Source organism: Bergeyella zoohelcum ATCC 43767, assembly GCF_000301075.1.
Lineage (GTDB): Bacteria > Bacteroidota > Bacteroidia > Flavobacteriales > Weeksellaceae > Bergeyella > Bergeyella zoohelcum.
Genome location: NZ_JH932293.1, coordinates 1,706,943 through 1,730,590, shown reverse-complemented (window position 1 = coordinate 1,730,590; position 23,648 = coordinate 1,706,943). Strand labels below are relative to the sequence as shown.

24 protein-coding genes are annotated in these 23,648 nt (G+C 36.3%); 18 read left to right on the top strand and 6 right to left on the bottom strand.

Features of this window, described 5'->3' with window-relative positions; translation table 11 throughout:
- Nucleotides 1–81: 81 nt before the first annotated feature.
- Both HMPREF9699_RS07975 and mce read right to left on the bottom strand, forming a co-directional pair.
- Complete coding sequence (locus tag HMPREF9699_RS07975) at nucleotides 82–1,329, bottom strand: CinA family nicotinamide mononucleotide deamidase-related protein (protein ID WP_002663936.1); 1,248 nt, start codon at nucleotides 1,327–1,329, stop codon at nucleotides 82–84.
- 2 nt (nucleotides 1,330–1,331) lie between these two features.
- A complete protein-coding gene (gene mce, locus HMPREF9699_RS07970; RefSeq protein ID WP_002663935.1) occupies nucleotides 1,332–1,730 on the bottom strand; it encodes a methylmalonyl-CoA epimerase in 399 nt (132 codons plus the stop codon).
- A gap of 65 nt (nucleotides 1,731–1,795) precedes the next feature.
- On the opposite strand from mce, the gene HMPREF9699_RS07965 reads away from it, so the two are divergent.
- Together HMPREF9699_RS07965 and HMPREF9699_RS07960 are read left to right on the top strand one after the other, a co-directional pair.
- Nucleotides 1,796–2,170 carry a group III truncated hemoglobin gene (locus HMPREF9699_RS07965; RefSeq protein ID WP_002663934.1) on the top strand — a complete coding sequence of 125 codons (375 nt, stop codon included), beginning with the start codon at nucleotides 1,796–1,798 and terminating at the stop codon, nucleotides 2,168–2,170.
- A gap of 103 nt (nucleotides 2,171–2,273) precedes the next feature.
- Complete coding sequence (locus HMPREF9699_RS07960; protein ID WP_002663933.1) at nucleotides 2,274–2,501, top strand: T9SS type A sorting domain-containing protein; 228 nt, start codon at nucleotides 2,274–2,276, stop codon at nucleotides 2,499–2,501.
- A 196-nt stretch (nucleotides 2,502–2,697) separates the two neighbouring features.
- Here HMPREF9699_RS07960 and HMPREF9699_RS07955 read toward each other — a convergent pair whose 3' ends face one another.
- Genes HMPREF9699_RS07955 through HMPREF9699_RS07945 form a run of 3 tightly spaced genes read right to left on the bottom strand, consistent with a single transcriptional unit; the run spans nucleotide 2,698 to nucleotide 4,205 of the window.
- Nucleotides 2,698–3,015: a VanZ family protein gene (locus HMPREF9699_RS07955; protein ID WP_002663932.1), complete on the bottom strand. Its 318-nt coding sequence runs from the start codon at nucleotides 3,013–3,015 to the stop codon at nucleotides 2,698–2,700.
- 25 nt (nucleotides 3,016–3,040) lie between these two features.
- The gene (gene gcvH, locus HMPREF9699_RS07950) at nucleotides 3,041–3,412 is read right to left on the bottom strand and encodes a glycine cleavage system protein GcvH (RefSeq protein ID WP_002663931.1); all 372 of its coding nucleotides are present in this window, start codon (nucleotides 3,410–3,412) and stop codon (nucleotides 3,041–3,043) included.
- Nucleotides 3,413–3,467: 55 nt separating this feature from the next.
- Nucleotides 3,468–4,205, bottom strand: a complete 738-nt coding sequence (locus tag HMPREF9699_RS07945) for an RDD family protein (RefSeq protein WP_002663930.1) — start codon at nucleotides 4,203–4,205, stop codon at nucleotides 3,468–3,470.
- A 24-nt stretch (nucleotides 4,206–4,229) separates the two neighbouring features.
- Between HMPREF9699_RS07945 and HMPREF9699_RS07940 the strand changes: the two genes are divergently transcribed.
- On the top strand, nucleotides 4,230–5,210 hold the full coding sequence (locus tag HMPREF9699_RS07940) for a stage II sporulation protein M (protein ID WP_002663926.1): 981 nt from the start codon (nucleotides 4,230–4,232) through the stop codon (nucleotides 5,208–5,210).
- A gap of 97 nt (nucleotides 5,211–5,307) precedes the next feature.
- Here the strand turns inward: HMPREF9699_RS07940 and hemB are convergent, their stop codons facing one another.
- A complete protein-coding gene (gene hemB, locus HMPREF9699_RS07935) occupies nucleotides 5,308–6,294 on the bottom strand; it encodes a porphobilinogen synthase (protein ID WP_002663925.1) in 987 nt (328 codons plus the stop codon).
- A gap of 97 nt (nucleotides 6,295–6,391) precedes the next feature.
- Here hemB and HMPREF9699_RS07930 point away from each other — a divergent pair, with 97 nt between their 5' ends.
- From HMPREF9699_RS07930 to HMPREF9699_RS07865, 15 genes are all read left to right on the top strand, one after another.
- Nucleotides 6,392–6,724, top strand: a complete 333-nt coding sequence (locus tag HMPREF9699_RS07930) for a T9SS type A sorting domain-containing protein (RefSeq protein ID WP_245946141.1) — start codon at nucleotides 6,392–6,394, stop codon at nucleotides 6,722–6,724.
- A 102-nt stretch (nucleotides 6,725–6,826) separates the two neighbouring features.
- Nucleotides 6,827–7,393: a YceI family protein gene (locus HMPREF9699_RS07925; protein ID WP_002663923.1), complete on the top strand. Its 567-nt coding sequence runs from the start codon at nucleotides 6,827–6,829 to the stop codon at nucleotides 7,391–7,393.
- 166 nt (nucleotides 7,394–7,559) lie between these two features.
- On the top strand, nucleotides 7,560–9,659 hold the full coding sequence (locus HMPREF9699_RS07920) for a DUF5723 family protein (protein WP_002663922.1): 2,100 nt from the start codon (nucleotides 7,560–7,562) through the stop codon (nucleotides 9,657–9,659).
- A gap of 202 nt (nucleotides 9,660–9,861) precedes the next feature.
- Nucleotides 9,862–11,799 carry a DNA topoisomerase (ATP-hydrolyzing) subunit B gene (gene gyrB / locus HMPREF9699_RS07915; RefSeq protein WP_002663921.1) on the top strand — a complete coding sequence of 646 codons (1,938 nt, stop codon included), beginning with the start codon at nucleotides 9,862–9,864 and terminating at the stop codon, nucleotides 11,797–11,799.
- A gap of 179 nt (nucleotides 11,800–11,978) precedes the next feature.
- Nucleotides 11,979–12,986, top strand: coding sequence for an NAD-dependent epimerase/dehydratase family protein (locus tag HMPREF9699_RS07910; RefSeq protein ID WP_002663916.1), 1,008 nt, complete (start codon nucleotides 11,979–11,981; stop codon nucleotides 12,984–12,986).
- A 7-nt stretch (nucleotides 12,987–12,993) separates the two neighbouring features.
- Nucleotides 12,994–13,413, top strand: a complete 420-nt coding sequence (locus HMPREF9699_RS07905) for a DUF2141 domain-containing protein (RefSeq protein ID WP_002663914.1) — start codon at nucleotides 12,994–12,996, stop codon at nucleotides 13,411–13,413.
- 103 nt (nucleotides 13,414–13,516) lie between these two features.
- Nucleotides 13,517–15,400: a molecular chaperone DnaK gene (dnaK, locus tag HMPREF9699_RS07900; protein ID WP_002663906.1), complete on the top strand. Its 1,884-nt coding sequence runs from the start codon at nucleotides 13,517–13,519 to the stop codon at nucleotides 15,398–15,400.
- Nucleotides 15,401–15,481: 81 nt separating this feature from the next.
- Nucleotides 15,482–15,817 (top strand): hypothetical protein, encoded by a 336-nt coding sequence (locus tag HMPREF9699_RS07895; RefSeq protein ID WP_002663904.1) that lies wholly within the window; start codon nucleotides 15,482–15,484, stop codon nucleotides 15,815–15,817.
- A gap of 38 nt (nucleotides 15,818–15,855) precedes the next feature.
- A complete protein-coding gene (locus HMPREF9699_RS07890; RefSeq protein ID WP_002663898.1) occupies nucleotides 15,856–16,665 on the top strand; it encodes an AbiJ-NTD4 domain-containing protein in 810 nt (269 codons plus the stop codon).
- Nucleotides 16,666–16,709: 44 nt separating this feature from the next.
- Entirely contained in the window at nucleotides 16,710–16,841 is a 132-nt protein-coding gene (locus HMPREF9699_RS11470) for a hypothetical protein (RefSeq protein ID WP_260182281.1), read from the top strand.
- Between the two features lie 304 nt (nucleotides 16,842–17,145).
- Nucleotides 17,146–17,760, top strand: a complete 615-nt coding sequence (locus tag HMPREF9699_RS07885) for a hypothetical protein (RefSeq protein WP_002663896.1) — start codon at nucleotides 17,146–17,148, stop codon at nucleotides 17,758–17,760.
- 113 nt (nucleotides 17,761–17,873) lie between these two features.
- Nucleotides 17,874–19,904, top strand: a complete 2,031-nt coding sequence (locus tag HMPREF9699_RS07880) for a T9SS type A sorting domain-containing protein (RefSeq protein WP_002663894.1) — start codon at nucleotides 17,874–17,876, stop codon at nucleotides 19,902–19,904.
- A gap of 169 nt (nucleotides 19,905–20,073) precedes the next feature.
- Nucleotides 20,074–21,753, top strand: a complete 1,680-nt coding sequence (locus HMPREF9699_RS07875) for a formate--tetrahydrofolate ligase (protein ID WP_002663893.1) — start codon at nucleotides 20,074–20,076, stop codon at nucleotides 21,751–21,753.
- Between the two features lie 61 nt (nucleotides 21,754–21,814).
- Nucleotides 21,815–22,483, top strand: coding sequence for a DedA family protein (locus tag HMPREF9699_RS07870; RefSeq protein WP_002663892.1), 669 nt, complete (start codon nucleotides 21,815–21,817; stop codon nucleotides 22,481–22,483).
- Nucleotides 22,484–22,706: 223 nt separating this feature from the next.
- Nucleotides 22,707–23,603 (top strand): aspartate carbamoyltransferase catalytic subunit, encoded by an 897-nt coding sequence (locus HMPREF9699_RS07865; protein WP_002663891.1) that lies wholly within the window; start codon nucleotides 22,707–22,709, stop codon nucleotides 23,601–23,603.
- Nucleotides 23,604–23,648: the final 45 nt, after the last annotated feature.

The window sequence follows — 23,648 nt, the reverse complement described above, 5'->3', positions numbered from 1 at the left end:
TTAAAGTTGAATTAAATTTAGCATTTTTTATTCCAGCTGTAGGATTTCCAAAGTACCAAAAGCACAAAAACTAAAAAGCTATCATGTATCTACATACTGTACTACATCTTGCAATACTCTTTGAGCTACGAAGCTGATGAAGTCTTTTCTATCTAAATGAGGAAGGAATAAGGTGTGGGTATATGATTGATTTCCAATGATTATTGCGTAACATATTTTTCCTATTTCGTTATTTTCGTTGTCGGTATTAGGACCTGCTACACCCGTGGTGGCAATAGAAATATCGGTTTGTAATAGTTTTTTCGCTCCTTGTGCCATGGCCATTGCTACTTCTTCTGAAACTACATTTTTTTCTTTAATGAATGTTTCTGAAACTCCTAGCACAGAAGTTTTTATGCTGGTGGCATAGCTTACTATTCCGCCTTTCATATAATTGCTACTTCCTGAAACGGAAGTCAATAACCGAGCAATAGCTCCTCCTGTACAGCTTTCAGCAGCTCCTATGGTCAGTTTTTTACGGGTGAGCAGTTCGCCTAAAATTTCTTCTATAGCCTCTCCTTGCCAAGAGATAACTTTATCCCCGATGAGCGGTTGGAGTTTTTCTATTTCGTTATCCAGTTCTTTTTTTACGGATGCTTTATCACTTCCTGAACCGATGATTTTCAGTTTAACACGGTTTCCTATCGGGAGATAGCTTAGCTGTATATGCTGAGGCAATGCCAGTTCCCAAGATTCAATATGTTGAGATAATAGACTTTCGGGGAAATCTACTACGGAAATAAATCGAGTTTCCATGTAATTGGTTTGGAAATGATTTTTGAGCAAAGGGATGATTTGTTCACTGACTAAATGTTTGAGTTCATAAGGCACGCCTGGGAGAGAAAAATACATCTTATCATTTTCTATTATCTGCATACAAGGAGCTGTTCCGTAGTGATTTTGGAGTACTTTAGCTTTAGAAAGTACCATGGCTTGTTGTTTATTGATTTCTAAAAGATGTGCTCTTCCTTTTCGGTTCAAATATTCTGAGAGATGAGCGAAAGTGCTTTCATCTAATACCAATGCGTCATTAAAGAAATGCTGGTATGCCTTCTTGGTTTTATCATCTTTGGTAGGCCCTAATCCTCCTGTGGTAATGATGATGTCTGCTGATTCACTTGCGGTTTCTAGACCTTTTTGTATGGCATCTACAGAATCTGGAACAGTACAAATGCTTACAGTACGGATATTGATTTCTCTCAGTTGGGCAGTGATGAATTGAGAATTGGTATCCAGCGTATGTCCAGAAAGAATTTCATCTCCAATAACGATAAGTGCTGCCTTTACCATAACTATTTCTTTTCTTGACAAAGTTCTACAAGGACGCCATTGGTGCTTTTAGGATGAAGAAAAACGATGAGCTTATTATCTGCACCTTCTTTCGGCGTTTCAGAAATAAATTCAAAGCCTTCTTGTTTGAGTCGGTTTATTTCTGCTATAATATCTTCCACTCCAAAAGCGATGTGATGAATACCTTCTCCTTTTTTCTGAATAAATTTCTCTATTGGGCTATCTTCTTGGGTAGCGTGGAGGAGCTCTATTTTGGATGTTCCTACTTCAAAAAAAGAAGTAGTAACGCCCTCACTTTCTACGGTTTCATTTTTGTAAGGTGCTTTGCCCAGTAGTTTAGTGAATAGCTCTTCTGAAAAGGGAAGTGATTGTACCGCTATCCCTAAGTGTTCTATTTTCATATTTCATTGTTTGGGTAAAAATAAAATAATCTTCTCAGCTAAGAAAATTTTCATACCTTTATTTCATGAAAAAATTAGAAAACAGAGAGGATATTATTTTTTTGGTAGATGCTTTTTACAATAAAATTCAGAAGTCTGAGATTGGATTTTTCTTTAATGAAATAGCCAAGGTAGATTGGGCACATCATCTCCCTACCATGTATGATTTTTGGTGTACACTGTTATTGGGAGATAGGGCATACAAGGGAAACCCTATGGCGGTTCATTTTCCCATTAACGCTATTCATGCCATGGAGAAGCATCATTTTGAAATATGGCTTCAGCTATGGACCGCCACAGTGCATGAGCATTTTGAGGGAGAGAATGCTACCATCATTATTCAAAAAGCCAATAACATCGCCTCACTGATGGCGTATAAAATGGAAATGGCAAGGAGGTAATAGGATGTATAATGTACTAAGTATAAGGTATGATGATAGAAGCTAGCAGTTATTTGCTGTTTATACTATTGGTGTTCAGACTATTGTGAGATAAAAATGTTTGGTGGATATTTGTGCTGTACAGCCGCTATGCGTGGTGTTTCCCAATGCGGATACTTTGATTCTTAAAGGAGATGCCAAAGTACAAAAAGTAGAAATTTACAACACAGCAGGGCAATTGGTAAAAGTGCTTTTAGACCATGATAGAGATGTTTCAGTGCTTAGCAAAGGTGTTTATTTCCTAAAAATAACTACAGACAAAGGTGTAGAAACTACAAAGGTGACTAAATAATTTAAATTCTGTAAAGCCGAGATGTATCGCGTCTTTACGGCGTTATGGTATGTTGGTGGGATATATTCATAATGATATCTCAATACAGAGATGCTAAACATTGCGTCTCTGTATTTTTTATTTTTTTCGATATTTTGTTGATTTTGAAAAAATAAGTTTTTTGTACAGAAAATTCTTAAAATAAAGATTAGGATAATTATTTTACTAGTTTTTTTACTATCCAAAATCCTAGAAGGAAACCTAAAACATTGGCAATAAGGTCATAAATATCTCCTGTTCTGCCTACGGCTATTATTTCTTGTAGTATTTCTGTGAATAATGCATAGCTAAAAAGTAAGATAGAAAAATAATGCAGTGTAATTTTAGGGTATGCCATTTTAAACATAAACCCCAAGACGAGGAAAAAAATAAAGTGAACCACTTTATCTATCCCCGAAAATAAAAACCAATGGTCAGTTTTTTCTATGCTAGGCCTCAATAGTGCATAAGTAAGCAATGCCCAATAAATGGGCATTGTAATTTTAAATATTTTGGAATATTTATCCAAGGGTAGCTTGGTATTCATCAGAAGAAAGAAGCTCCTCTCCTTCACCAGAAACTTCTATTTTGATAATCCATCCTTCTCCGTAAGGGTCAGAGTTCACAAGTTCTGGCTGGTCTTCTAGTGCTTCATTAAACTCGATTACTTTACCGCTTACAGGCAAATAAAGGTCAGAAACTGTTTTTACTGCTTCCACACTTCCGAAAACCTCTCCTGCTGAAAGCTCTTCATCTACCGTATCTACATCCACGAAAACGATGTCCCCAAGCTCTCCCTGTGCGAAGTCTGTGATGCCCACAGTTGCAATATTACCTTCAATTTTTACCCATTCGTGGTCTTTTGTGTACTTAAGTTCTGCTGGTATATTCATTTGTATTAATTAATTTGTCCAAATTTACTTCAAAATTTCTCTTCCACAAAATTTTTTATTCTTTTCCTGTAAAATGATTGTAATCTTGGAGTATTTTCTGGATGAACTCATTGGGCTTCATGGGGATATACCGGTCGTCTAGTTTCATCACAGATTGTATTTTATTGGCTAATTTCTGTATTACTATCATGTCATTATGGGTGATGGCGTTTTGATAGTGGGTTTTAATGATATTAATATCATGGTCTGATAGTGCCAAAACTTGCGGAAATGCAGGAATATAGTCATCGGCTATTTCCTGAAGAATGGTGTGAGAAATATTAACTTTATTTTTGAGTGAAATTACGGCGGTTCCTGTGCTTAAATCGCCAAGTCGTTGATTGTACTTGCTGGAAATCATAGTGATAAGACCTATGGCTCCTCCATTAGAATACACATCTATTAATCTGAAAAACCATCTTAAAAGGTAGTCTGAGAAATAGGCTTGGTAGCCATCTATTTTAATGACCTTAATTTTCATAATTCTTTTTCCGATGGTTTGTCCCTCCATGAGTAGCTCAGATACTAATGTATAAAAGATAAGAGGGGACATGAGAATGATGATGAAGGCTAGCCATTCTAAGTCTGTTCCCATAAAATTGATATTAAAAAGATCAATTAGGAAGTAAATAGAAAAGAGATATGCCGCTTTAATTACCATATCTATACCAAAAGCTATCATTCTTTCTCCTATACTGGCGGTATTAAAAATAATATTGACATTTTGTGAAGTATTGATAGTAATTTCTGACATATTTTTTATAATTTAGCCTATCGTATGAGAGAGGTAGCTTTTATTAAACAAAATAAAGAAAAATGGCTGGAAGTAGAGCAAGTAATCCAAAAAAAAATTAAAAAAAATCCTGATGACTTGTCTTCCTTGTATATTAATTTGGTGAATGATTTATCATTTGCACAGACTTACTATCCTAAGAGTAAAACCACGGTGTATCTCAATCATCTTTCGGTACAAATTTTTCAAAAGATATATAAAACAAGACGAATAGAGGAAAATCGTTTTTCTTATTTCTTTAAAACCGAAGTCCCTTTATTACTTTATGAATACAGAAAATATATTTATTCTACCTTTATTTTTTTCCTGATTTTCGTATTGATAGGCGTTTTTTCTGCCATTTATGATAAGGAATTTGTGAAGCTTATTTTGGGTGAAGGGTATGTGAACATGACCATAGAGAATATTAAAAAAGGGAATCCTATTAAAGTGTATGATGGTGGTGAAGAATGGGCGATGGCATTTTATATTATCATGAATAATTTAATGGTGGGGGCTAAAATGTATCTTTATGGCGTCTTCGGTGGGGTAGGGAGTCTCTGGGTGCTTATTCAGAATTGTATCATGTTAGGTTCTTTTCAGTATTTTTTTCATGAATATGGAGCATTAAAAGACAGTCTCAAAGGGATATGGCTTCACGGTACTTTTGAGATTTTTGCTATGATTATAGAGTGTGCAGCGGGATTGATTTTAGGGACTTCTATTCTATTTCCTAAAACTTATTCTAGGCTAGAAGCATTTAAGAAAGGAGTGGTAAGTTCTTTTAAAATATTCATCAGTACTGTCCCTTTTACCATTGTAGCGGGCTGGATAGAAGGGTATGTGTCTCGTCATGGACTGACTATGCCTGTATGGCTAAACTCTCTCATCATCTTCGGATGTCTTTTTATTGTGGTATTTTACTATTTGGTCTATCCGCTATGGGTAAGAAGAAAAGTAGAGAAAGAGATGATGCAGGAAGATTAATGTTTTTTTAGCTGTAATAGCGAGAGGAGATAATACAATTTTGCCAAAGTGATGAATAATTCACTTTGGCAATTTTTTTATAGTATATTTGGAAAAATTATTGCATAATCATTGCCGCTTCTTTGGCGGCATAAGTGAAAATCATATCTGCTCCTGCTCTTTTAATGCAGGTAAGACTTTCAATGATGGCTTTGTCATTGTCTAGCCAGCCATTTTGTGCAGCAGCTTTCAGCATGGCGTATTCACCACTCACATTAAATACTGCAATGGGTAAATCTATTTCTGCACGAATTTTCGCTACGATGTCTAAGTAAGGCATTCCAGGTTTTATCATAATGATGTCTGCCCCCTCTTCGATGTCTTTAAAAACTTCATTATACGCTTCACGGCTATTGTGAAAATCCATTTGATAAGTTTTTTTATCGGTAGGGATTTCCTGAAAATCTTTGGGTGCTGAATCTAAGGCAGAGCGAAAAGGCCCGTAAAAGGAGCTGGCATATTTTGCGGCATAACTTAGGATCCCCACATGATGAAAATGATTTTCTTCTAATGCTTCACGAATTACTTTTACCCTGCCGTCCATCATATCACTTGGAGCTACCACATCTGCACCTGCTTCTGCTAGGGAAACAGCCATCTGAGCTAAGGCAATATTGGTAGCATCATTATCTATTTGTCCGTTTGTGATGATGCCGTCATGTCCATAGATAGAGTAAGGGTCTAGAGCTACATCAGGCATTACCACCATTTTGGGAATGGCAGATTTTATTGCTTTAATGGCTCTTTGCATCAGTCCGTTAGGGTTCCATGCTTCTTTTCCTGTATTGTCTTTAAGTCCATCAGGGACTTTCATATAGAGATTGACAGCCATGATGCCAAGCTCAAAGAGGGCTTTGCACTCTTTTACTGCTAAATCAATGCTTCTTCTGTAGATGCCAGGCATGGAAGGGATGGCCTCCTGCTGGTTTTCTCCTTCTATGATGAACATGGGCATTACAAAATCATGCGGTGTAAGGGTAGTTTCTCTTACTAAATTTCGGATGGCTGGGCTGGTTCTTAATCTTCTATTTCTGGAATAAATCATGATTTTTTTAGTTTTGGTATTTATTTTGGTGCTACAAAAGTACGAAACTATTGTTTCATTAAAAAATAAGTTGTATTTTAGCCCAATATTATTGAGTATGAAGAGAATTATCTATATAGTATTAATGATTTTTATGATGGGAGGTTCTTTGGCAGCTCAGTTTCATGCAGAGAGTTTTGTGCCAAAAGAGGAAGTGATCATTGCGTATAAAAATGCTTCTAGGGATGTGCTGGTAGTAAAGACTACGCAGCAAAGTATGAAGATTAAATCTATTGCTATTTTTGATATTTTAGGAACGCAAGTAGCACAGTTTTCTACCAATACTAATTCCATGGAGATAGACTTGAGTAGATTGAGAAATGGTAAATACCTTATGAGTTATTCGCTTAATGACAATACACAGAAAGTGAAGCAAATCATCAAACAATAAAACAAAGATTCCTCATTTTAGAGGATTTTTTTTTATCATAGATCAATTGACAATAGGTCATCAAATATGTACCTTTGCTCCATAAAGATAAATCAATTTAACATGAAAAAATTAGCATTATTAGCGGTTTTGGCAGGAACTTTTGCCTTCGGACAAACAAAAAAAGTAACTTCATCAGATATCCATTGGTGGGGATATAAAGTAGCTAAAACTGCATCTTCTTCTCATGATGGTACTATTCATCTAAAATCGGGTGCGGTAGAAATGAAAGGAAATACTGTAGTAGGAGGAACTTTTGTAATGGATATGAACTCCATTACTGCTACAGATATTACAGGAGAGAGACAACAAAAACTGAATGCACATTTAAAGCAAGGGGATTTCTTTGAAGTAGAAAAATATCCTATTGCAACTTATAAAATCACTTCGGTAAAGAAGAATAAAAATAAAGATTTTAATTATACTGTGCATGGAAATCTTACGGTGAGAAATAAAACAAATCCTGTAGCATTCCCTGCGAAAATAACCGTGGATAATGGAGAAGTAACCATCATTTCTGATAAATTTTCTTGGGATAGACAGAAGTTTGATGTAAACTATAAATCTACAATGCAAGATGTCATCGTAAAAGATGATATAGATATGACCATCAAAGTATCTGCGAAATAAAATACCGTTTTAAAGTTAAGGAGAAGAACTATTGAGTATTATACAGTGGTTCTTCTTTTGCGTTTTTATATAAGTGTCAAAAAAATAAAGCTTAAATTCCATTAGCAAGTGCCGTTTTAGAAGTGATTTTTCATATATTTGCACCCATTTTCAAACAAAACAAATTATGAAAAAACTGGTTTTTGCAGCCATTGTATTGGGTGGTGTAGCAGTGAATCAAGTGTCTGCTCAGAAGTATTTAGGCTTGAGTAATAGTAATTATTCGGGAGTGTATGGAAGTCAATATAACCCAGCTAAATTGGCAGATACTAAAGTGAAATTTGCTTTTAATCTCGCAACGATGAATGCAGGAGTAAATAATGACTTTTATAAATTGAGAGGTCTTGATTTAAAACTAGATAACTTCGGTAATAATGCCTCTTATGATGTTTTGCAGAAAACAATGAAATTTGGATTGATGACAGAGGTTTTAGGTCCATCAGTTCAATTTACCACAAGTGATAGATTAGGGTTTGGTTTTAGTTCTAGAATGAGAGTCTTTGGACAAGGAAATAATCTGGATACTAAATTCATGAGAGCTCTTTCTGATAATATAGGTGGTCTAGAAATACTAAAAAATAATTCAGTATTTGGGATTAATGCACATTTGATTTCAGATTTAGGTGTAGGAGGTTCTTATGCTGTGGTAGATAATGAAAAAATAAGATTATCTTTAGGGGCAACGGCTAAACTATATAGTGGAATAGCTAGTAATAGTTTTGAAAGTAGAGGGTATGATATTAATTATAGAAAAATTAATAATACTACTAGGTTAGATATTAATGATGTAAATTGGGATTTTTACACCTCTGTAAAAGAAGGTGATAGTGCAGAAAAGCTATTTAACTCGTTTAATGTAGGGACATTATTAGGTTCTGGTTCTAATGTAGGTAGAGGTTTTGGTGGAAATGTAGGTGCTGAGCTTACATTAAAAGATGAGATGGGAGAAAAGCCTTATGCATTAAAGTTCGGTGCATCAGTGAATGATATAGGTGCTATTGAATATAAGAACCTTAGAAGAATTAATGTAACAGGAAGAGCATTGGACATAGACCCTGAAAAAATAGACTTTGCAGATGTAGATGCTACAACAAGTTATCTAAAATCTAAAGGGCTTACTGTGGTGAATAATAATATTGCTTCTCGTACCGTTGATTTATCCACTAATTTGACGCTCTATGCAGATTATGCTATCAGCAAAAACTTCTTCGTGAGTGCGAATGGTTTGGTAGACCTTTCCTCTAACAAAGAAGCTAATCCGCACTATTACAATTATGTAAATCTAACACCTAGATTTGAGACCAAGTGGTTTGATGTGGCAGTGCCTGTATCTTACAATTTTATGAGCAAAGATGTTAAGCCAGGTTTAGCTCTTAGAGTAGGACCTTTATCTGTAGGCTCAGATGATTTAACAGCACTTATTGGTAATGCAAAAGGTGCCAATGTTTATGCAGGGCTTGGATTTATCTTGTATAAAGGTAAAGAATCAGCACAAATGATAGATACAGATGGTGATGGCATTCTAGATAAAAATGATGCTTGTCCTCACCAAGCAGGTCCCGCTGAAAACAATGGTTGTCCTTGGTCAGACAGTGATAATGATGGAATTATAGATAGAGATGACGCTTGTCCTCACCAAGCGGGTCCCGCTGAAAATAATGGTTGTCCTTGGCCAGACAGTGATAATGATGGTATTATAGATAGAGATGATAGATGTCCAAACGAATTTGGGCTTAGAGAGTATAATGGTTGTCCTAAACCAGCAGAAGTAGTAGCAGTAGAAGCAACTGGAGCTTTAAAGGATATTATCTTTAACTTTGGTAAAGCTACCATTAGTGAAGTGTCTAATGAAAAACTAAACCAAGCAGCGAAGCTGATTAAATCTGTGCCTAATGGAACATTCCTTGTAACAGGACATACTGATAAAAAAGGTAATCAGGCATATAATTTAAAACTTTCAAGAGAAAGAGCTGCTGCCGTGGTAAAAGCACTTGAATCAAGAGGCGTAGCAGAAAAACAATTGAAATCTACAGGGGTAGGTTCAAGAGATGCAAAAATGCCAGCTACAGCATCTAATGAAGAAAGAGCAAAAGACAGAAAAGTAGTAGTAGAAGCCATCAATGGGGCGGCTTGGGCTGCACTTCAGAAGTCTGACTTACCAGTAGTGAAGAAAAAAGTAGTGAAAAAGACAACTACTAAAAAACCTTCTACAAAAAGAAGAAGATAATTTTTGATTTTAGGATAGTAGAACCGCTTCAATACCATTGAAGCGGTTCTATTTTGTATTCTAAGAAACTACTCGATTTATTGGATAAGGATGGCTATTAGAAAATTTCCAGTTGAATCTGCCTGTGTTACCGTGTTCTATTTTCATTTGCATTTTTCATGAATTTTTCGGATATTTGTAAGCTATTTAATTGAAATAAAATATGAGTAATAATCAATATACCGCTAGTAGTATTCAGGCTTTAGAAGGAATGGAGCATGTGAGAATGCGTCCCTCTATGTATATAGGGGATGTAGGCGAAACAGGGTTACACCATTTGGTTTCAGAAGTAGTGGATAACTCTATAGATGAGGCTTTGGCGGGGCATTGTGATACCATCAGTGTGATTATTCACGAAGGAAATTCTATCTCTGTGATGGATAATGGGCGAGGTATTCCAGTAGATTTTCACGAGAAAGAACAAAAATCTGCCCTTGAAGTGGTAATGACCAAAATAGGTGCTGGTGGTAAATTTGATAAAGATTCTTATAAAGTTTCGGGAGGACTTCATGGAGTGGGAGTTTCTTGTGTTAATGCACTTTCTACGGATATGACTACGCGTGTGTACCGTGATGGGAAAATCTACCAACAAAAATACCAAAGAGGTAAAGCAGTAACTGAAGTAGAAGTAGTAGGAGAAACAGATAAGAGAGGAACAGAGCAGTTCTTTCAGCCCGATGATACCATATTTAATGAGTTAGAATATAAATATGATAAACTTTCTACGCGTCTTCGTGAGTTAGCATTTCTCAATAAAGGAATTACCATTACCCTTACCGATGAACGCGAAAAAAACGAAGATGGAAGCTATAAATCTGAAACTTTCTATTCTAAAGAAGGGCTTAATGAATTTGTAAAATATATAGATAACGCCAAAGAACCTATTATGGAAAACCCTATCCATATTGAAAGTAAGGAGGGGGACGAAATTCCTGTAGAAGTGGCATTGAGATACAATAATTCCGTACACAGTAATATTTATTCTTATGTGAATAATATCAATACGCGTGACGGAGGAACTCACCTTTCAGGATTTAGAAGAGCACTTACCTCTACTTTTAAAAAATATGCAGAGGAAGTGGTTACAGGGAAAGATAAAGATGTAAAAATAGAGGGAGAAGACTTTTTAGAGGGGCTTACTTCTGTGGTTTCTGTGAAAGTAATGGAACCACAATTTGAGGGACAAACTAAAACCAAGCTGGGGAACTCCGAAGTTTCAGGTGCAGTGTCCCGAGTGGTGAGTGAGGCACTAAAAAACTTCTTAGAAGAAAATCCTATTGAGGCAAAGCTCATTGTACAGAAAGTCATTTTAGCAGCAAAAGCCCGTTTGGCAGCTCAAAAAGCAAGGGAAAATATCCAAAGAAAAACCCCAATGGGTGGGGCAGGGCTTCCTGGGAAGTTGGCAGACTGTTCCTCTAAAGACCCATCCATCTCAGAAATATTCCTCGTAGAGGGAGATTCGGCAGGAGGAACTGCTAAGCAGGGTAGAGATAGACATTTCCAAGCTATTTTGCCACTAAGAGGGAAAATTCTCAATGTAGAGAAATCTATGATTCATAAAGTATATGAAAATGAGGAAATTAAAAATATCTATACCGCACTAGGAGTTTCTGTAGGTACGGAAGAAGATAGTAAGGCTTTGAATCTAAGTAAGTTAAGGTATCATAAAGTAGTCATCATGACCGATGCTGATATTGATGGTTCTCACATTTCTACCCTTATTCTTACTTTCTTCTTTAGGTATATGAAGGAGCTTATAGAGCAGGGGTATGTATATATTGCTTCACCACCATTGTACTTATTGAAAAAAGGAAACAAAAAGGTGTACGCTTGGAATGAAAAAGAGAGAGAAGAGAAAACTCTAGAAATGTCCACCGATGGTAAAGGCGTAGAGGTACAACGATACAAAGGGCTTGGAGAGATGAATGCGGAACAGCTATGGGAAACTACTCTCAACCCCGAAAATAGAATATTAAAACAAGTAACCATTAATTCTTTGGCAGAGGCAGACAATGTATTCTCTATGCTTATGGGGGATGAAGTTCCACCGAGGAGAGATTTTATAGAACAAAATGCCAAATACGCAAGAATAGATGCTTAGGTAATTGCGGTATTCCGAATATGAAAAGATTGTCTTGAAAAAGGCAATCTTTTTGTCTTTTTATAGAAATATATTCCTTTGTTACAATACTTTTATGTGGTTTTTTTAAAATTCTGTTAAACCCTCCTAAAAATATCTAAAACATCGATACATAGCACAGCGTTTGTTCTGATAGGCGTATGAAAAAACGAGTTTTAGTAACAGGCGTGTCAGGAACAGTAGGCTATGAAGTTTTGAAACAATTAATTGATTTAGGACAATACCACATTAGGGCTTTTGATGTAGAAACACCAAAATCTAAACAACTATTGTCTTCTTTACCTCAGAAGTATGAAATGCACTTTGGGGATATTACTCGGTATGATGATGTAGAAAAAGCCGCTCGAGATATTGATTTTGTAATCCATTTGGCAGCCATTATTCCTCCGTTGGCAGATGAAAATCCTATACTTGCAGAAGCTGTAAATGTGAAAGGTACCCAAAATCTCATTCATAGTTTAGAAAAACACTCTCCCAAGGCTTTTTTCGTGTATAGTTCCTCCATTTCGGTGTATGGAGATCGGGTAGAGACGCCTCATATTCAAGTTTCAGACCCATTAGAGCCAAGCGATGGGGACGAATACGCTATGACAAAAATAAAGTGTGAAACGCTACTACAATCGTCTGGGTTGTCATATACTATTTTCAGATTGGCCGCTATTATGGGAAATCATAAAATATCGAAATTGATGTTTGAAATGCCACTTAGTACCGCCATGGAAATCTGTACCCCTAGTGATACGGCTAGAGCTTTTGTAAATGCTTTAAAGCATACATCAGAACTTAATAAGCGGATTTTTAATTTAGGAGGTGGCGAAGACTGTAGGTGTACTTATGAAGAATTTTTGGCACTTTCGTTTAAAATCTTCGGATTAGGAGCTTTAAACTTTCCTCCCAAAGCCTTTGCAGAGAAAAATTTTCACTGCGGATGGTATAGAGATGGTCATCATTTGGAAGAGATTTTACATTTCAGGCAAGATGATTTGTCCTCTTATTTCAGTAAAGTAGCTTCCGAAAATAAAGGATTTAGAAAAACCCTTACTCAGCTATTTCGTCCTGTGATAAAAAGGTATCTACTTTCACTGTCAGAGCCATACAGAGCCTATAAAAATAATGATACTTCTAGAATACAACACTTTTTTAACTAAACTATTTATGAAAAAATACATTTTTGCTTTATCAGCTACCAGTTTATCTTTATTCTTTAATGCTCAAAATCATCTTACGGTTCGTGTAAGCAATTTAAAAAATACGAATGGTGCAATAGAAATAGGGCTGTATCAATCGGATAAAAACTTTTTAAAAGAGGGGGCACAATATGCCAAAAAAAGAGTGAAGGTAACCACTAATCCCCAGACGATTACATTTCCTAATTTACCCAAAGGAGAATATGCCGTAGCTATTTTTCATGATGAAAATCAAAACGGAAAATGCGATACCAATGCTTTCGGAATACCTAAGGAAGGATATGGCTTTTCTAATAATTTTAGGCCAAAACTGTCCGCTCCGAAGTTTCATCAAACCAAAATTTGGGTGGAAAACCATAAAGAAATAGGGGTGCAAATGATTCGTTAAATATTTCTTCTGCCATTTTGTCATCATCTTTCGCTTGGCATATTTTTAGAGAAATTGCTTAGCGTAATTTAAAATTCATTTTTAATAAATAACAAATAAGAATATGAGCAAAATTATTGGAATTGACTTAGGAACCACCAACTCGTGCGTTTCAGTTATGGAAGGGAAAGACCCAGTGGTAATCCCTAACGCAGAAGGAAAAAGAACTACACCATCTATCGTAGCATTTGCTGAAGATGGCGAAAGAAAAGTAGGAGATCCTGCTAAAAGACAAGCAGTAACCAATCCAAAAAATACCATTTACTCTATCAAGAGATATATGGGAGAGCATTTCTCTAATCTTACCGCGGAGGATAAAAATGTACCTTACGAATTGGTAAAAGGAGCAAATGACAGCGTAAAAGTAAAAATTGCCGATAGAGAATACACGCCACAAGAAATCTCTGCTATGACACTTCAGAAAATGAAGAAAACAGCCGAAGATTATCTTGGTCAGGAGGTAACCAGAGCGGTAATTACCGTACCAGCGTACTTTAATGATGCCCAAAGACAAGCTACAAAAGAGGCAGGAGAAATCGCTGGGCTGAAAGTAGAAAGAATTATCAATGAGCCTACAGCAGCAGCTTTGGCTTATGGACTGGATAAATCGCACAAAGACCAAAAAATCGCGGTGTATGACCTCGGTGGGGGTACTTTTGATATCTCTATCTTGGATTTAGGAGATGGCGTTTTCGAAGTACTTTCTACTAATGGGGATACTCACCTCGGAGGGGACGATTTTGATAATGTTATCATCAATTGGCTCGCAGCAGAGTTCCAATCTGAAGAAGGGGTAGATTTAAAGGCGGATGCCATCGCACTTCAAAGATTGAAAGAAGCAGCTGAAAAAGCAAAAATCGAGCTTTCAGCTTCTACACAAACGGAAATTAATTTGCCATACATCACCGCTACGGCTTCTGGCCCTAAGCACTTGGTAAAAACTTTGACCAGAGCGAAATTCGAGCAACTTTCTGCGGATTTGGTGCGTCGTTCTATGGAACCTTGTAAAAAAGCCCTTCAAGATGCAGGACTTTCTACATCGGATATCGATGAGGTAATCCTTGTGGGTGGTTCTACGCGTATCCCAGTGATTCAGGAGGAAGTAGAGAAATTTTTCGGTAAAAAACCATCTAAAGGGGTAAATCCTGATGAGGTAGTAGCCATCGGAGCAGCGATTCAAGGAGGGGTATTGACAGGTGATGTGAAAGATGTATTGCTTCTTGATGTTACACCACTTTCTTTAGGAATTGAAACCATGGGATCTGTATTCACCAAATTGATTGAAGCGAACACCACTATCCCAACGAGAAAATCTGAGGTATTCTCTACAGCAGCGGATAACCAACCGGCCGTGAGCATCCGTGTAGGACAAGGAGAAAGACCAATGTTCAACGATAATAAGGAAATCGGAAGATTTGATTTGACCGATATTCCACCAGCACCGAGAGGCGTACCACAAATTGAGGTAACTTTTGACATCGATGCTAACGGTATCCTAAGCGTATCTGCCAAAGATAAAGGAACAGGTAAGGAACAATCTATCAAAATCCAAGCGTCTTCTGGACTTTCTGATGAGGAAATCGAAAGAATGAAGAAAGAGGCACAAGAAAACTCTGCAGCCGATGCAAAGAGAAAAGAGGAAGCCGACCTACTTAACAAAGCGGATGGACAAATCTTCCAAACGGAAAAACAACTGAAAGAGTTTGGCGATAAGATTTCTGCAGATAAGAAAACTGCAATAGAAACTGCAGCGGCAGAACTGAAAACCGCCTTTGAAGCGAAAGATTTGGAAGGCATCAAAACCAAATCCGAAGCCCTTGATAATGCTTGGATGGCCGCTTCCGAAGAGCTTTACAAAGCACAAGCCGAAGCCCAACCACAGCAAGATACCAACACCCAACAAGGCGGCGACAATGTACAAGACGCCGACTTTGAAGAAGTGAAATAGCGGAGAGCCTCCGCAGGCAACAATAGCCCCACCTAATACTAATTGGGTGGGGTTTGTTTAACTGATTAAAATGAAAAATATATGTCTTTTAAAACAAATGAAACTATCAGAGATGTTTATGGAATTTCTGATGAACAAAAAAACGCAATAATGAACTTTTTACAAGGTGCTGTATATTGTTGGTGTAAAAATCGCTCCGATGAGTGGTTTTCTATTAGAGATTTAATGGGAGGTGATAATTATTATTGGGAAGGAACTCCCTTAATTGCCTTATGGGAAAAACATAAAGATGTTGGAGCAGCAGGTAAAGACGCGGGGTGGTTACTGAAAAAAGTAATCAATAATGATAAAAGAACTTTTGAGACAAAGAAGGAAGAATTAGTTAGAAAATATAAATGGGTGGGAGATGAAATATAATTTTTTTCCCTTTTAATAAAACTATAATAAAAACAAATATGAGTTTATTTTCAGAGAGATATGGCTATACAAAGCCTTCGGAGGTTATTATCCGTGAAAAAATAACCCCAGAAATACAAAATGCAATATGTTCTTGTTTTGATAAATTAAGAAATAGAAATAGTGAATTATATAAAGGAGTAGAAAAATCTTTGTGGACATATTTTTTGAATCAGAGAGAAGGTAAATTCTGGAATAATATTGTAGCGACATCATTTATTGAAGATAGTAATGAAAAATGGTATAGAAAATTAGATATAATAGAATTTACTATAGAGTTATTAAATTTTTATAGTCAGAAATATGGTGATGCTATAAAAGAGGATTTTATTACTGAGTTAAATTTTCATTTTGAAAGGTTGAATTTTGCCTATCGTATTGTTGAGAATAAAATCCTAGAAATTACTTCGGAAGAAGAAATAAAAACGATAGAAAATGCTATTGAAAAATCTGAAAATAATGTAGCGAAACATTTGAGTAAGGCATTAGAATTATATGCTGTAAAACCACAAGGTGATTATCAAAACTCTATAAAAGAATCTATTTCAGCGGTAGAGGCTTATCTCCGTGAAAAAACAGGAGAACAAACATTAGGGAAAGCATTAAAAAAGCTTAAAGAAGCAAATATTATTATTCCACAGATGTTTGAAAACGCTTGTACTCAACTTTATGCATATACCAATCAGAAAGAAACAGGTATTCGCCACGCTCTAATGAAAAAAGAAAGTAATTATGTTCCTACTGAACGAGAAGCGTATTTTATGTTGATTTTTTGTAGTGCTTTTATCAATTATTTGCAAGGGAAATAGTTTATTTTTACATTGTCATTAACAAAAACTTTCCTACCTTTACCATGCATCCTTGCAGGGAGCTTTCCTACCACAGGAAAACCTCAAACATCCGTGCAGGAGATTTTCCTACAAAAGGAAACCACCAAATATTCGGAGATTTGCAGGTGATAGATAGGAAACTCTATAGCGGATAAATAAAGGAACTGCCCAATACTTTTGGGAGGGTCTTTTTATTTTGAGGAGATAACTATTCCAAAAAAAATGAAATAGATTTAGGTAAGGCTAGAAATCACTCAAAAAGAATTGCTCAATCTATTCGTATTCGCAAGGTATTATATATCAGATGAAAAAAAGGAGTTGTTTGGTAAGTGGATGCCAGCAAAGTATTCGTAAAATAGAGTTAATAAAATATCATTGGACAGAGAAAAAATAAAAATAGGCTCAAAAACCCAGCCCTCAGTCCACAGCATTTAGTTTTTCATTTAAAGTAGAGGGATAATGAAAATATCCAAAGTAGTCATTAAAAAAACAAACGCTAGGTTTTGGGATGGTATTCTCAGTATCCTTTCGCTTCCTGTCATTATTATTATCTTTTTTTTAGTTCTACTGATAAGTGTTTTTTGGCTCTTAAAGTGGATAATAAAAGAAAAAATATTAGGTATTAAAGAAGAAAACAAGATAGAGCAAAGAGAAGATATTTTGTTTCAAAATAAGCATTTTAAAATTGTACGGAACTTTATTAGCGTTGAGTCCGAAACAGAAGAGAACGCTCCGTTTTTGGCTTTCTGTTATAGTATAGATGAACAGGAAGAAGAGCCATGGCTCTTTCAACTCAAAGACCTAAAAAATGCCACAGAATTGGAGGGTTGTTATGTTACGGATTTTATCATGGAGACCAATCTACATCTCTATCTTCAGCAATTAACAAAAGAGGATACGGAGGTTAAAAGCCACTTAATTGCTTTTGATATACATTCTGGAAAAGTAAAAATCATTCACGAAGTAGGAAATTTTTTATTAAAAAAGTTTGACCCAAAGACCATGAGAATCAAAGGATTTGGTAAAAATCAATCTATTCAACTTCAGGTGGAGGGAATCACCCTATTAAAATAACTTCATCATTCAGCAACATTTTTTTTCTTTTTCAGTCAACTGATAAAAATCATACGCTTTATTATTTTTATTAAATCTAAATAATTATAAATTTGCGGAAAGATTTTTTATTTATGAAAAAGAATTATTTTAAGTTGGCATTATTAGCAACAGCTTTTGCTACCACTGCCCTCCATGCACAGGTGTCTCGTTACACTTTCTCTCAATCTCAAGGAACTTATACTCCTTTAGCAAATCCTACAGTAGTAGCTTCTGTGGCTACCGCAGGTAATTCTTTAGATACAGCACTATTCACACAGTCGCTTCCTTTTTCGTTCAATTTTAATGGGCAAGATTATACCTCTGTAAACATTTATACAGATGGTTTCGTAACTTTCGGAACGCCTTTGGCTACCAATAGTTACCACTATCACTATAAACCTTTATCTGCAAACAATACGCATAATAAAGAAATCATAGCCATTATAAGTGATGACTTAGAAGGTTTAAACATAGGAGGAAAGCAAGGGGAAATTTCTTACGAAGTGAGCGGAACAGCTCCTAACAGGATCTATACTATCCAATGGAAAGATTTTACAAGAAGCCAATGGAGTGGCTATGATAACAATCGTTTTGAAATGAATTTCCAGCTCAGCCTACACGAGAATGGGCTGATAGAGAAAAAGTATAATGTAACGGCTATTGGTGATCCAGATGATCGTTATTTCAGTGTAGGCTTAAGAGGAAGCACTGCTGCTGACTTTGCCACAAGAAAAGCCGAAGGCTCTAATGCGAATAACTGGACCATGACTACCCAAGGTACAGCTAAAAGCGATGAAATTTACACTAAAAACACCATCCTCCCTCCAAGCGGACTTACTTTTACTTGGACACCTGCTACTTGTTTGCCTAATTTCCAGTATGGTGTGGATAGTAATATGATTACGCAAGTGATTTTTAATACCATTTCTAATACCTCTCCTTTCACTTCGGGAACTACTCCTGTATATGAAGACTTTACCTCCATTTCTACAGATGTAAATAAAGGTGCTACCTATCCTATTTCTGTAAAAGGACCTTCTAGCACTTTCCCAAGTGATGTAGTAGCTTATATTGATTTTAATCAAAATGGAGATTTCGGTGATGCAGGAGAAGCTTTCTACTTAGGAAGAATACAGCCAGGTAATCCTGCCAATGCACATACGGTTACTTCTAATATCATGATTCCTGCAAGTGCAATGACTGGAGCTACCAAAATGAGATTAGTAAAAAATACCAATGTGAATGCATTGTCTAATCCTTCTGCTCCGAATTCTATCACTGGACCTTGTGATACTAACCTAAGAGCTGGACAGGTAGAAGAGTACACATTGAACATTGTAGGAACTACACCTCCAGCCACTTCTTGTTCACCAGTAGCAGATTTCAGTTTTGATTTTGAAAGTTTAACTACGGCTCAGCTGTTCTCTACTTCTTGTTGGAATGGAAACTATACTACTTTCCCTACAGTGTCCTTAACCAATGCAGCAGGAAGTAATGGAAATATTCCATTGCCAGATAAAGCAATGCAAATCTACAAAGGAATGGGCATTACGAATGATATCACCCTAGTAACGCCAGAGGTAACCACAAAGAATGGAACACATCACTTAAAATTTGATATTGAGGTTCCACTTGCAGGCTCTCCAGCAAGCATCACAGGAACAGAAACCATCGTAATAGGAACCGTTACTGATGCGAATGATTTGGCTTCTTTCCAGCCAGTAGCTTCTTTCCCAGTAAATGCAATAGGTTCATTCTCTACCCCAGCAATTACATTCCCCGCAGGACATACAAGAGTAGCAATGAAGTTTAGCTTCGGCACTCAGCCACATAAAGCATTAATCATTGATAATGTAAAATGGCAAGACATTACCCTCGCTACTAAAGAAATCAATAAAAACGATGCGAACTTCTTGGTATATCCAAATCCTGCTTCGGACATAGTACATTTCCAAACCGACAAAAAAATAGGAAAAGTAGAAGTGTACAATGCAGGTGGGCAGTTGGTTCTTGAAGGAAAGGAAAATCAGCTGAACATTGCTTCTCTTCCAAAAGGAATGTACATCGTTAAAGCTACTTTAGCGAATGGGGAGCAAGTAGCAAAAAAATTAATTAAAAAATAATTTTCTTTTTTAAATGTTTTTTGTTGTTTTTGAAAGATGGGTGTTTTTATGCATCCATCTTTTGTTTTTATCCGTAAAAAAATCGTAAATTTACGCTCCTTATAAAGTTTTTAGCTTTAACACCTAATCCTATCATTTCTAATTATATTTATTATTTAAAATACAATCTATGAGCTTTCCTACAGACCTTGAAATTGCAGAAAATGCAAATATTCAACCCATTAAAAAAATTGCAGAACAACTCAATATCGCTTCTGATGACATAGAATTTTATGGTAAATACAAAGCCAAACTACCATTATCCTATATTGATGAAGAGAAAATAAAAAAAGCTAAACTCATCTTAGTTACTGCCATTAATCCTACCCCGGCAGGCGAAGGGAAAACTACGGTAACCATAGGACTGAGTGACGGCCTGAACAAAATAGGAAAAAAAACCATGGCTGTCCTCAGAGAACCCAGCTTAGGACCTGTCTTTGGAATCAAAGGCGGTGCTGCAGGCGGAGGCTATGCCCAAGTGATTCCTATGGTAGATATTAATCTCCACTTTACTGGAGACTTCGCAGCGATAGAAAAAGCGAATAATCTGCTATCTGCTTTGATAGACAATAATTTACAAAACAAACAGTACAGCCTAAACATTGACCCCAAAACCATTGTATGGAAAAGAGTAATGGATATGAATGACCGTTCTCTAAGGAATATTGTCATCGGTTTAGGGGATGGTACCAATGGAGTTACGCGTCAGGAAGGATTTAATATCACGCCTGCATCCGAAGTAATGGCAATTCTCTGTTTGTCCAAAGATTTTGAAGACCTAAAGACCCGTTTGGGTAATATTTTCATCGGTTATACTTATGATAAAAAGCCCGTATATGCTAAAGATTTAAAAGCCGAAGGTGCCATGGCGATTCTCCTCAAAGATGCCATCAAGCCGAATTTGGTACAAACTTTAGAGGGCAATCCTGCTATTCTTCATGGTGGACCGTTTGCTAATATTGCTCAAGGAACCAACTCATTAATTGCTACCAAAATGGGGCTTTCTCTATCCGATTTCGTGGTCACAGAAGCGGGCTTTGGTGCAGATTTAGGTGCCGAAAAGTTCCTTCATATCAAATGTCATTATGGAAATTTAAAACCCGATGCTGTGGTAGTGGTGGCTACTATAAGAGCATTGAGATACCATGGGGGAGCAACTAAAAAAACGGAATTTTCTGAAGTGAATTTAGAAGCGGTAAAAAAAGGATTTGCCAATTTAGAAAAACACATTGAAAATATTCAGCTTTTAGGCATCCAACCTGTAGTGGCTATTAATCATTTCGCTACCGATAGTCAGGAAGAATTAGATTGGCTGATAGATGCTTGTGAAAAACTCGGAGTAAAAGCCATCATTGCTGATGAATTTACTATGGGCGGTGAAGGAATGAAAACACTGGCCACAGAAGTAGTAAATGCTACCGAATCTTACGGAAATCAGTTTACACCGCTCTATGACTTAAACCTGTCCATTAAAGAAAAAGTAGAAATATTAGCTAAAAAATTCTATGGTGCTGAGAAAGTAAATTTCGAAGCAAAAGCAAATACTCAGCTGAAAATGATTCAAGAACTGGGTATGGATAATCTCCCTGTATGTATGGCAAAGACTCAAAAATCTCTGAGTGATAATGAAAAACTATATGGAAGACCTACAGGGTTTACTATGACGGTAAGAGAATTTGAATTTGCAGCAGGTGCGGGCTTCGTCATCCCTATTTTAGGAAATATGATGAGAATGCCAGGACTTCCTGCTATCCCAGCTGCCGAAAATATGAATATTGATGCCAATGGCACCATTACAGGACTGAGCTAAAAAGTTGTTAAATAAATATTAAAAAATTTCAAAAGCAAATTAATTAACTTACTTTTGCAATATGGAACATTTTGAAAGCTGGAAAGACTTACTAAATCCAGAATTTTATATTAAAATGGGCGGTTTTTGGCTCATACTCTTTATTATTTTCGCAGAAACGGGGCTTTTCATCGGTTTCTTTCTTCCGGGGGACTCACTTCTCTTCGTATCAGGGATTTACGCTAAAGAACTTGCCGAAAACGCTTTTGGCGGAACAAGTAGTGAATTTTGGGATACTTTTGTAGTGGCTTCCAGTGTGGCATTGGCGGCTATTGTAGGAAACCAAGTAGGCTACTGGTTTGGAAAAAAAACGGGACACTCCCTTTACAACAGAGAAGATAGTTTCTTTTTTAAGAAAAAATACCTTTACCAAGCACATGATTTTTTTGAGAAAAATGGTTCTTTGGCAGTTATTGGTGCAAGGTTTTTACCTATCGTAAGGACATTCGTACCTATTGTAGCAGGAATTGTAAAGATGAACCCTAGAAAATTTCTCATTGATAATATTTTAGGAGGTGTACTTTGGTCGTTTTCGCTCATCTTTGCAGGACATTATTTAGATGCACTTTTCAGAGAACAGTTTGGGATTGAACTCAAAGAAAAATTAGAAGTAATCATCATTATCATTGTACTAATTACTACTGTACCAGTGATTTATAAAATGATTTTCGGAAAAACGGATAAAAAATAAACATCTCATCACTCTACCATTCAGTAGGGTGATTTTTTTTAAAATAATCACTCTAAATGCTATCTTACTAACAAAAAAAAGCTTATTTTTGCACCAATGAAAAATACAGAGATTTTTTTCTTTTCTGATGCTTTTTCATCTGGTGTTACCGGAATAAATTTTTATTTTAATATTATCCGAAACGAAGTCATTTACTGACTTCGTTTTTTTGTAAATTTGAACTATGTTAGCGATTCATCATTATTCCAAAGAAGAAATTATGGCACTCCTAGAAGCTGCAATAGCTTTTTCAGAAGGACGCAGTGCCAAAGTAAAAGAACAAGTTTTCGTATCGAATCTTTTCTTTGAAGATAGTACCCGAACCAAAACCAGTTTTGATGTCGCCGAAAGGAAACTAGGACTAGAAGTAGTGCCGTTTGATGTTACCCATTCTTCGGTAAATAAAGGAGAAACGCTCTATGATACGGTAAAAACCTTGGAAAGTATTGGGGTACAATTATTCGTGATTCGGCATAAAAAAAATAAATATTATGAAGAATTAGCAGGAATAAAAAGTGCCGTAGTTAATGGCGGAGATGGTACAGGAAATCACCCCAGCCAATGCCTTTTGGATTTGATGACGATTTATCAAGAGTTTGGTACTTTTAAAAATTTGAAAGTAGGCATCGTAGGAGATGTTCAGCATAGTAGAGTGGCCAATTCTAATGCCGATGCATTGAGAAAAATGGGAGCAAAAGTCTATTTCTCTGGTCCTGAAGATTGGTTTGATGAGGCCGAATTTATCAATGGAAATTACCTTTCACTAGACGCACTCATCAGCGAAGTAGATGTACTGATGCTCCTAAGAATTCAGCACGAAAGACATGGGGAAAAAATGAAAATGTCCCTAGATAAATACCACAAAAAATATGGACTGACCAAAGAGCGGGAAAAGAAAATGAAACCCAATGCCATCATTATGCACCCTGCACCTATTAACAGAGGAGTAGAAATACATACAGACCTTGTGGAATGCAAGAGAAGTCGTATTTTTAAGCAGATGGAAAATGGCGTTTATGCCCGAATGGCCATACTAAAAGATGCTTTGGAGAAAAAAGGAATAAAATTTATAGAACCGTAGGGACAAGATAGATCTCGTCCAAGCGTAATGAGAGCCTATAATGGA

What these genes read in the sequence shown, in the direction of transcription:
- HMPREF9699_RS07975 (WP_002663936.1), bottom strand. Translation starts at nt 1,329, where the DNA reads ATGGTAAAGGCAGCACTTATCGTTATTGGAGATGAAATTCTTTCTGGA.
- mce (WP_002663935.1), bottom strand. Translation starts at nt 1,730, where the DNA reads ATGAAAATAGAACACTTAGGGATAGCGGTACAATCACTTCCCTTTTCA.
- HMPREF9699_RS07965 (WP_002663934.1), top strand. Translation starts at nt 1,796, where the DNA reads ATGAAAAAATTAGAAAACAGAGAGGATATTATTTTTTTGGTAGATGCT.
- HMPREF9699_RS07955 (WP_002663932.1), bottom strand. Translation starts at nt 3,015, where the DNA reads ATGCCCATTTATTGGGCATTGCTTACTTATGCACTATTGAGGCCTAGC.
- gcvH (WP_002663931.1), bottom strand. Translation starts at nt 3,412, where the DNA reads ATGAATATACCAGCAGAACTTAAGTACACAAAAGACCACGAATGGGTA.
- HMPREF9699_RS07945 (WP_002663930.1), bottom strand. Translation starts at nt 4,205, where the DNA reads ATGTCAGAAATTACTATCAATACTTCACAAAATGTCAATATTATTTTT.
- HMPREF9699_RS07940 (WP_002663926.1), top strand. Translation starts at nt 4,230, where the DNA reads ATGAGAGAGGTAGCTTTTATTAAACAAAATAAAGAAAAATGGCTGGAA.
- hemB (WP_002663925.1), bottom strand. Translation starts at nt 6,294, where the DNA reads ATGATTTATTCCAGAAATAGAAGATTAAGAACCAGCCCAGCCATCCGA.
- HMPREF9699_RS07930 (WP_245946141.1), top strand. Translation starts at nt 6,392, where the DNA reads ATGAAGAGAATTATCTATATAGTATTAATGATTTTTATGATGGGAGGT.
- HMPREF9699_RS07925 (WP_002663923.1), top strand. Translation starts at nt 6,827, where the DNA reads ATGAAAAAATTAGCATTATTAGCGGTTTTGGCAGGAACTTTTGCCTTC.
- HMPREF9699_RS07920 (WP_002663922.1), top strand. Translation starts at nt 7,560, where the DNA reads ATGAAAAAACTGGTTTTTGCAGCCATTGTATTGGGTGGTGTAGCAGTG.
- gyrB (WP_002663921.1), top strand. Translation starts at nt 9,862, where the DNA reads ATGAGTAATAATCAATATACCGCTAGTAGTATTCAGGCTTTAGAAGGA.
- HMPREF9699_RS07910 (WP_002663916.1), top strand. Translation starts at nt 11,979, where the DNA reads ATGAAAAAACGAGTTTTAGTAACAGGCGTGTCAGGAACAGTAGGCTAT.
- HMPREF9699_RS07905 (WP_002663914.1), top strand. Translation starts at nt 12,994, where the DNA reads ATGAAAAAATACATTTTTGCTTTATCAGCTACCAGTTTATCTTTATTC.
- dnaK (WP_002663906.1), top strand. Translation starts at nt 13,517, where the DNA reads ATGAGCAAAATTATTGGAATTGACTTAGGAACCACCAACTCGTGCGTT.
- HMPREF9699_RS07895 (WP_002663904.1), top strand. Translation starts at nt 15,482, where the DNA reads ATGTCTTTTAAAACAAATGAAACTATCAGAGATGTTTATGGAATTTCT.
- HMPREF9699_RS07890 (WP_002663898.1), top strand. Translation starts at nt 15,856, where the DNA reads ATGAGTTTATTTTCAGAGAGATATGGCTATACAAAGCCTTCGGAGGTT.
- HMPREF9699_RS11470 (WP_260182281.1), top strand. Translation starts at nt 16,710, where the DNA reads ATGCATCCTTGCAGGGAGCTTTCCTACCACAGGAAAACCTCAAACATC.
- HMPREF9699_RS07885 (WP_002663896.1), top strand. Translation starts at nt 17,146, where the DNA reads ATGAAAATATCCAAAGTAGTCATTAAAAAAACAAACGCTAGGTTTTGG.
- HMPREF9699_RS07880 (WP_002663894.1), top strand. Translation starts at nt 17,874, where the DNA reads ATGAAAAAGAATTATTTTAAGTTGGCATTATTAGCAACAGCTTTTGCT.
- HMPREF9699_RS07875 (WP_002663893.1), top strand. Translation starts at nt 20,074, where the DNA reads ATGAGCTTTCCTACAGACCTTGAAATTGCAGAAAATGCAAATATTCAA.
- HMPREF9699_RS07870 (WP_002663892.1), top strand. Translation starts at nt 21,815, where the DNA reads ATGGAACATTTTGAAAGCTGGAAAGACTTACTAAATCCAGAATTTTAT.
- HMPREF9699_RS07865 (WP_002663891.1), top strand. Translation starts at nt 22,707, where the DNA reads ATGTTAGCGATTCATCATTATTCCAAAGAAGAAATTATGGCACTCCTA.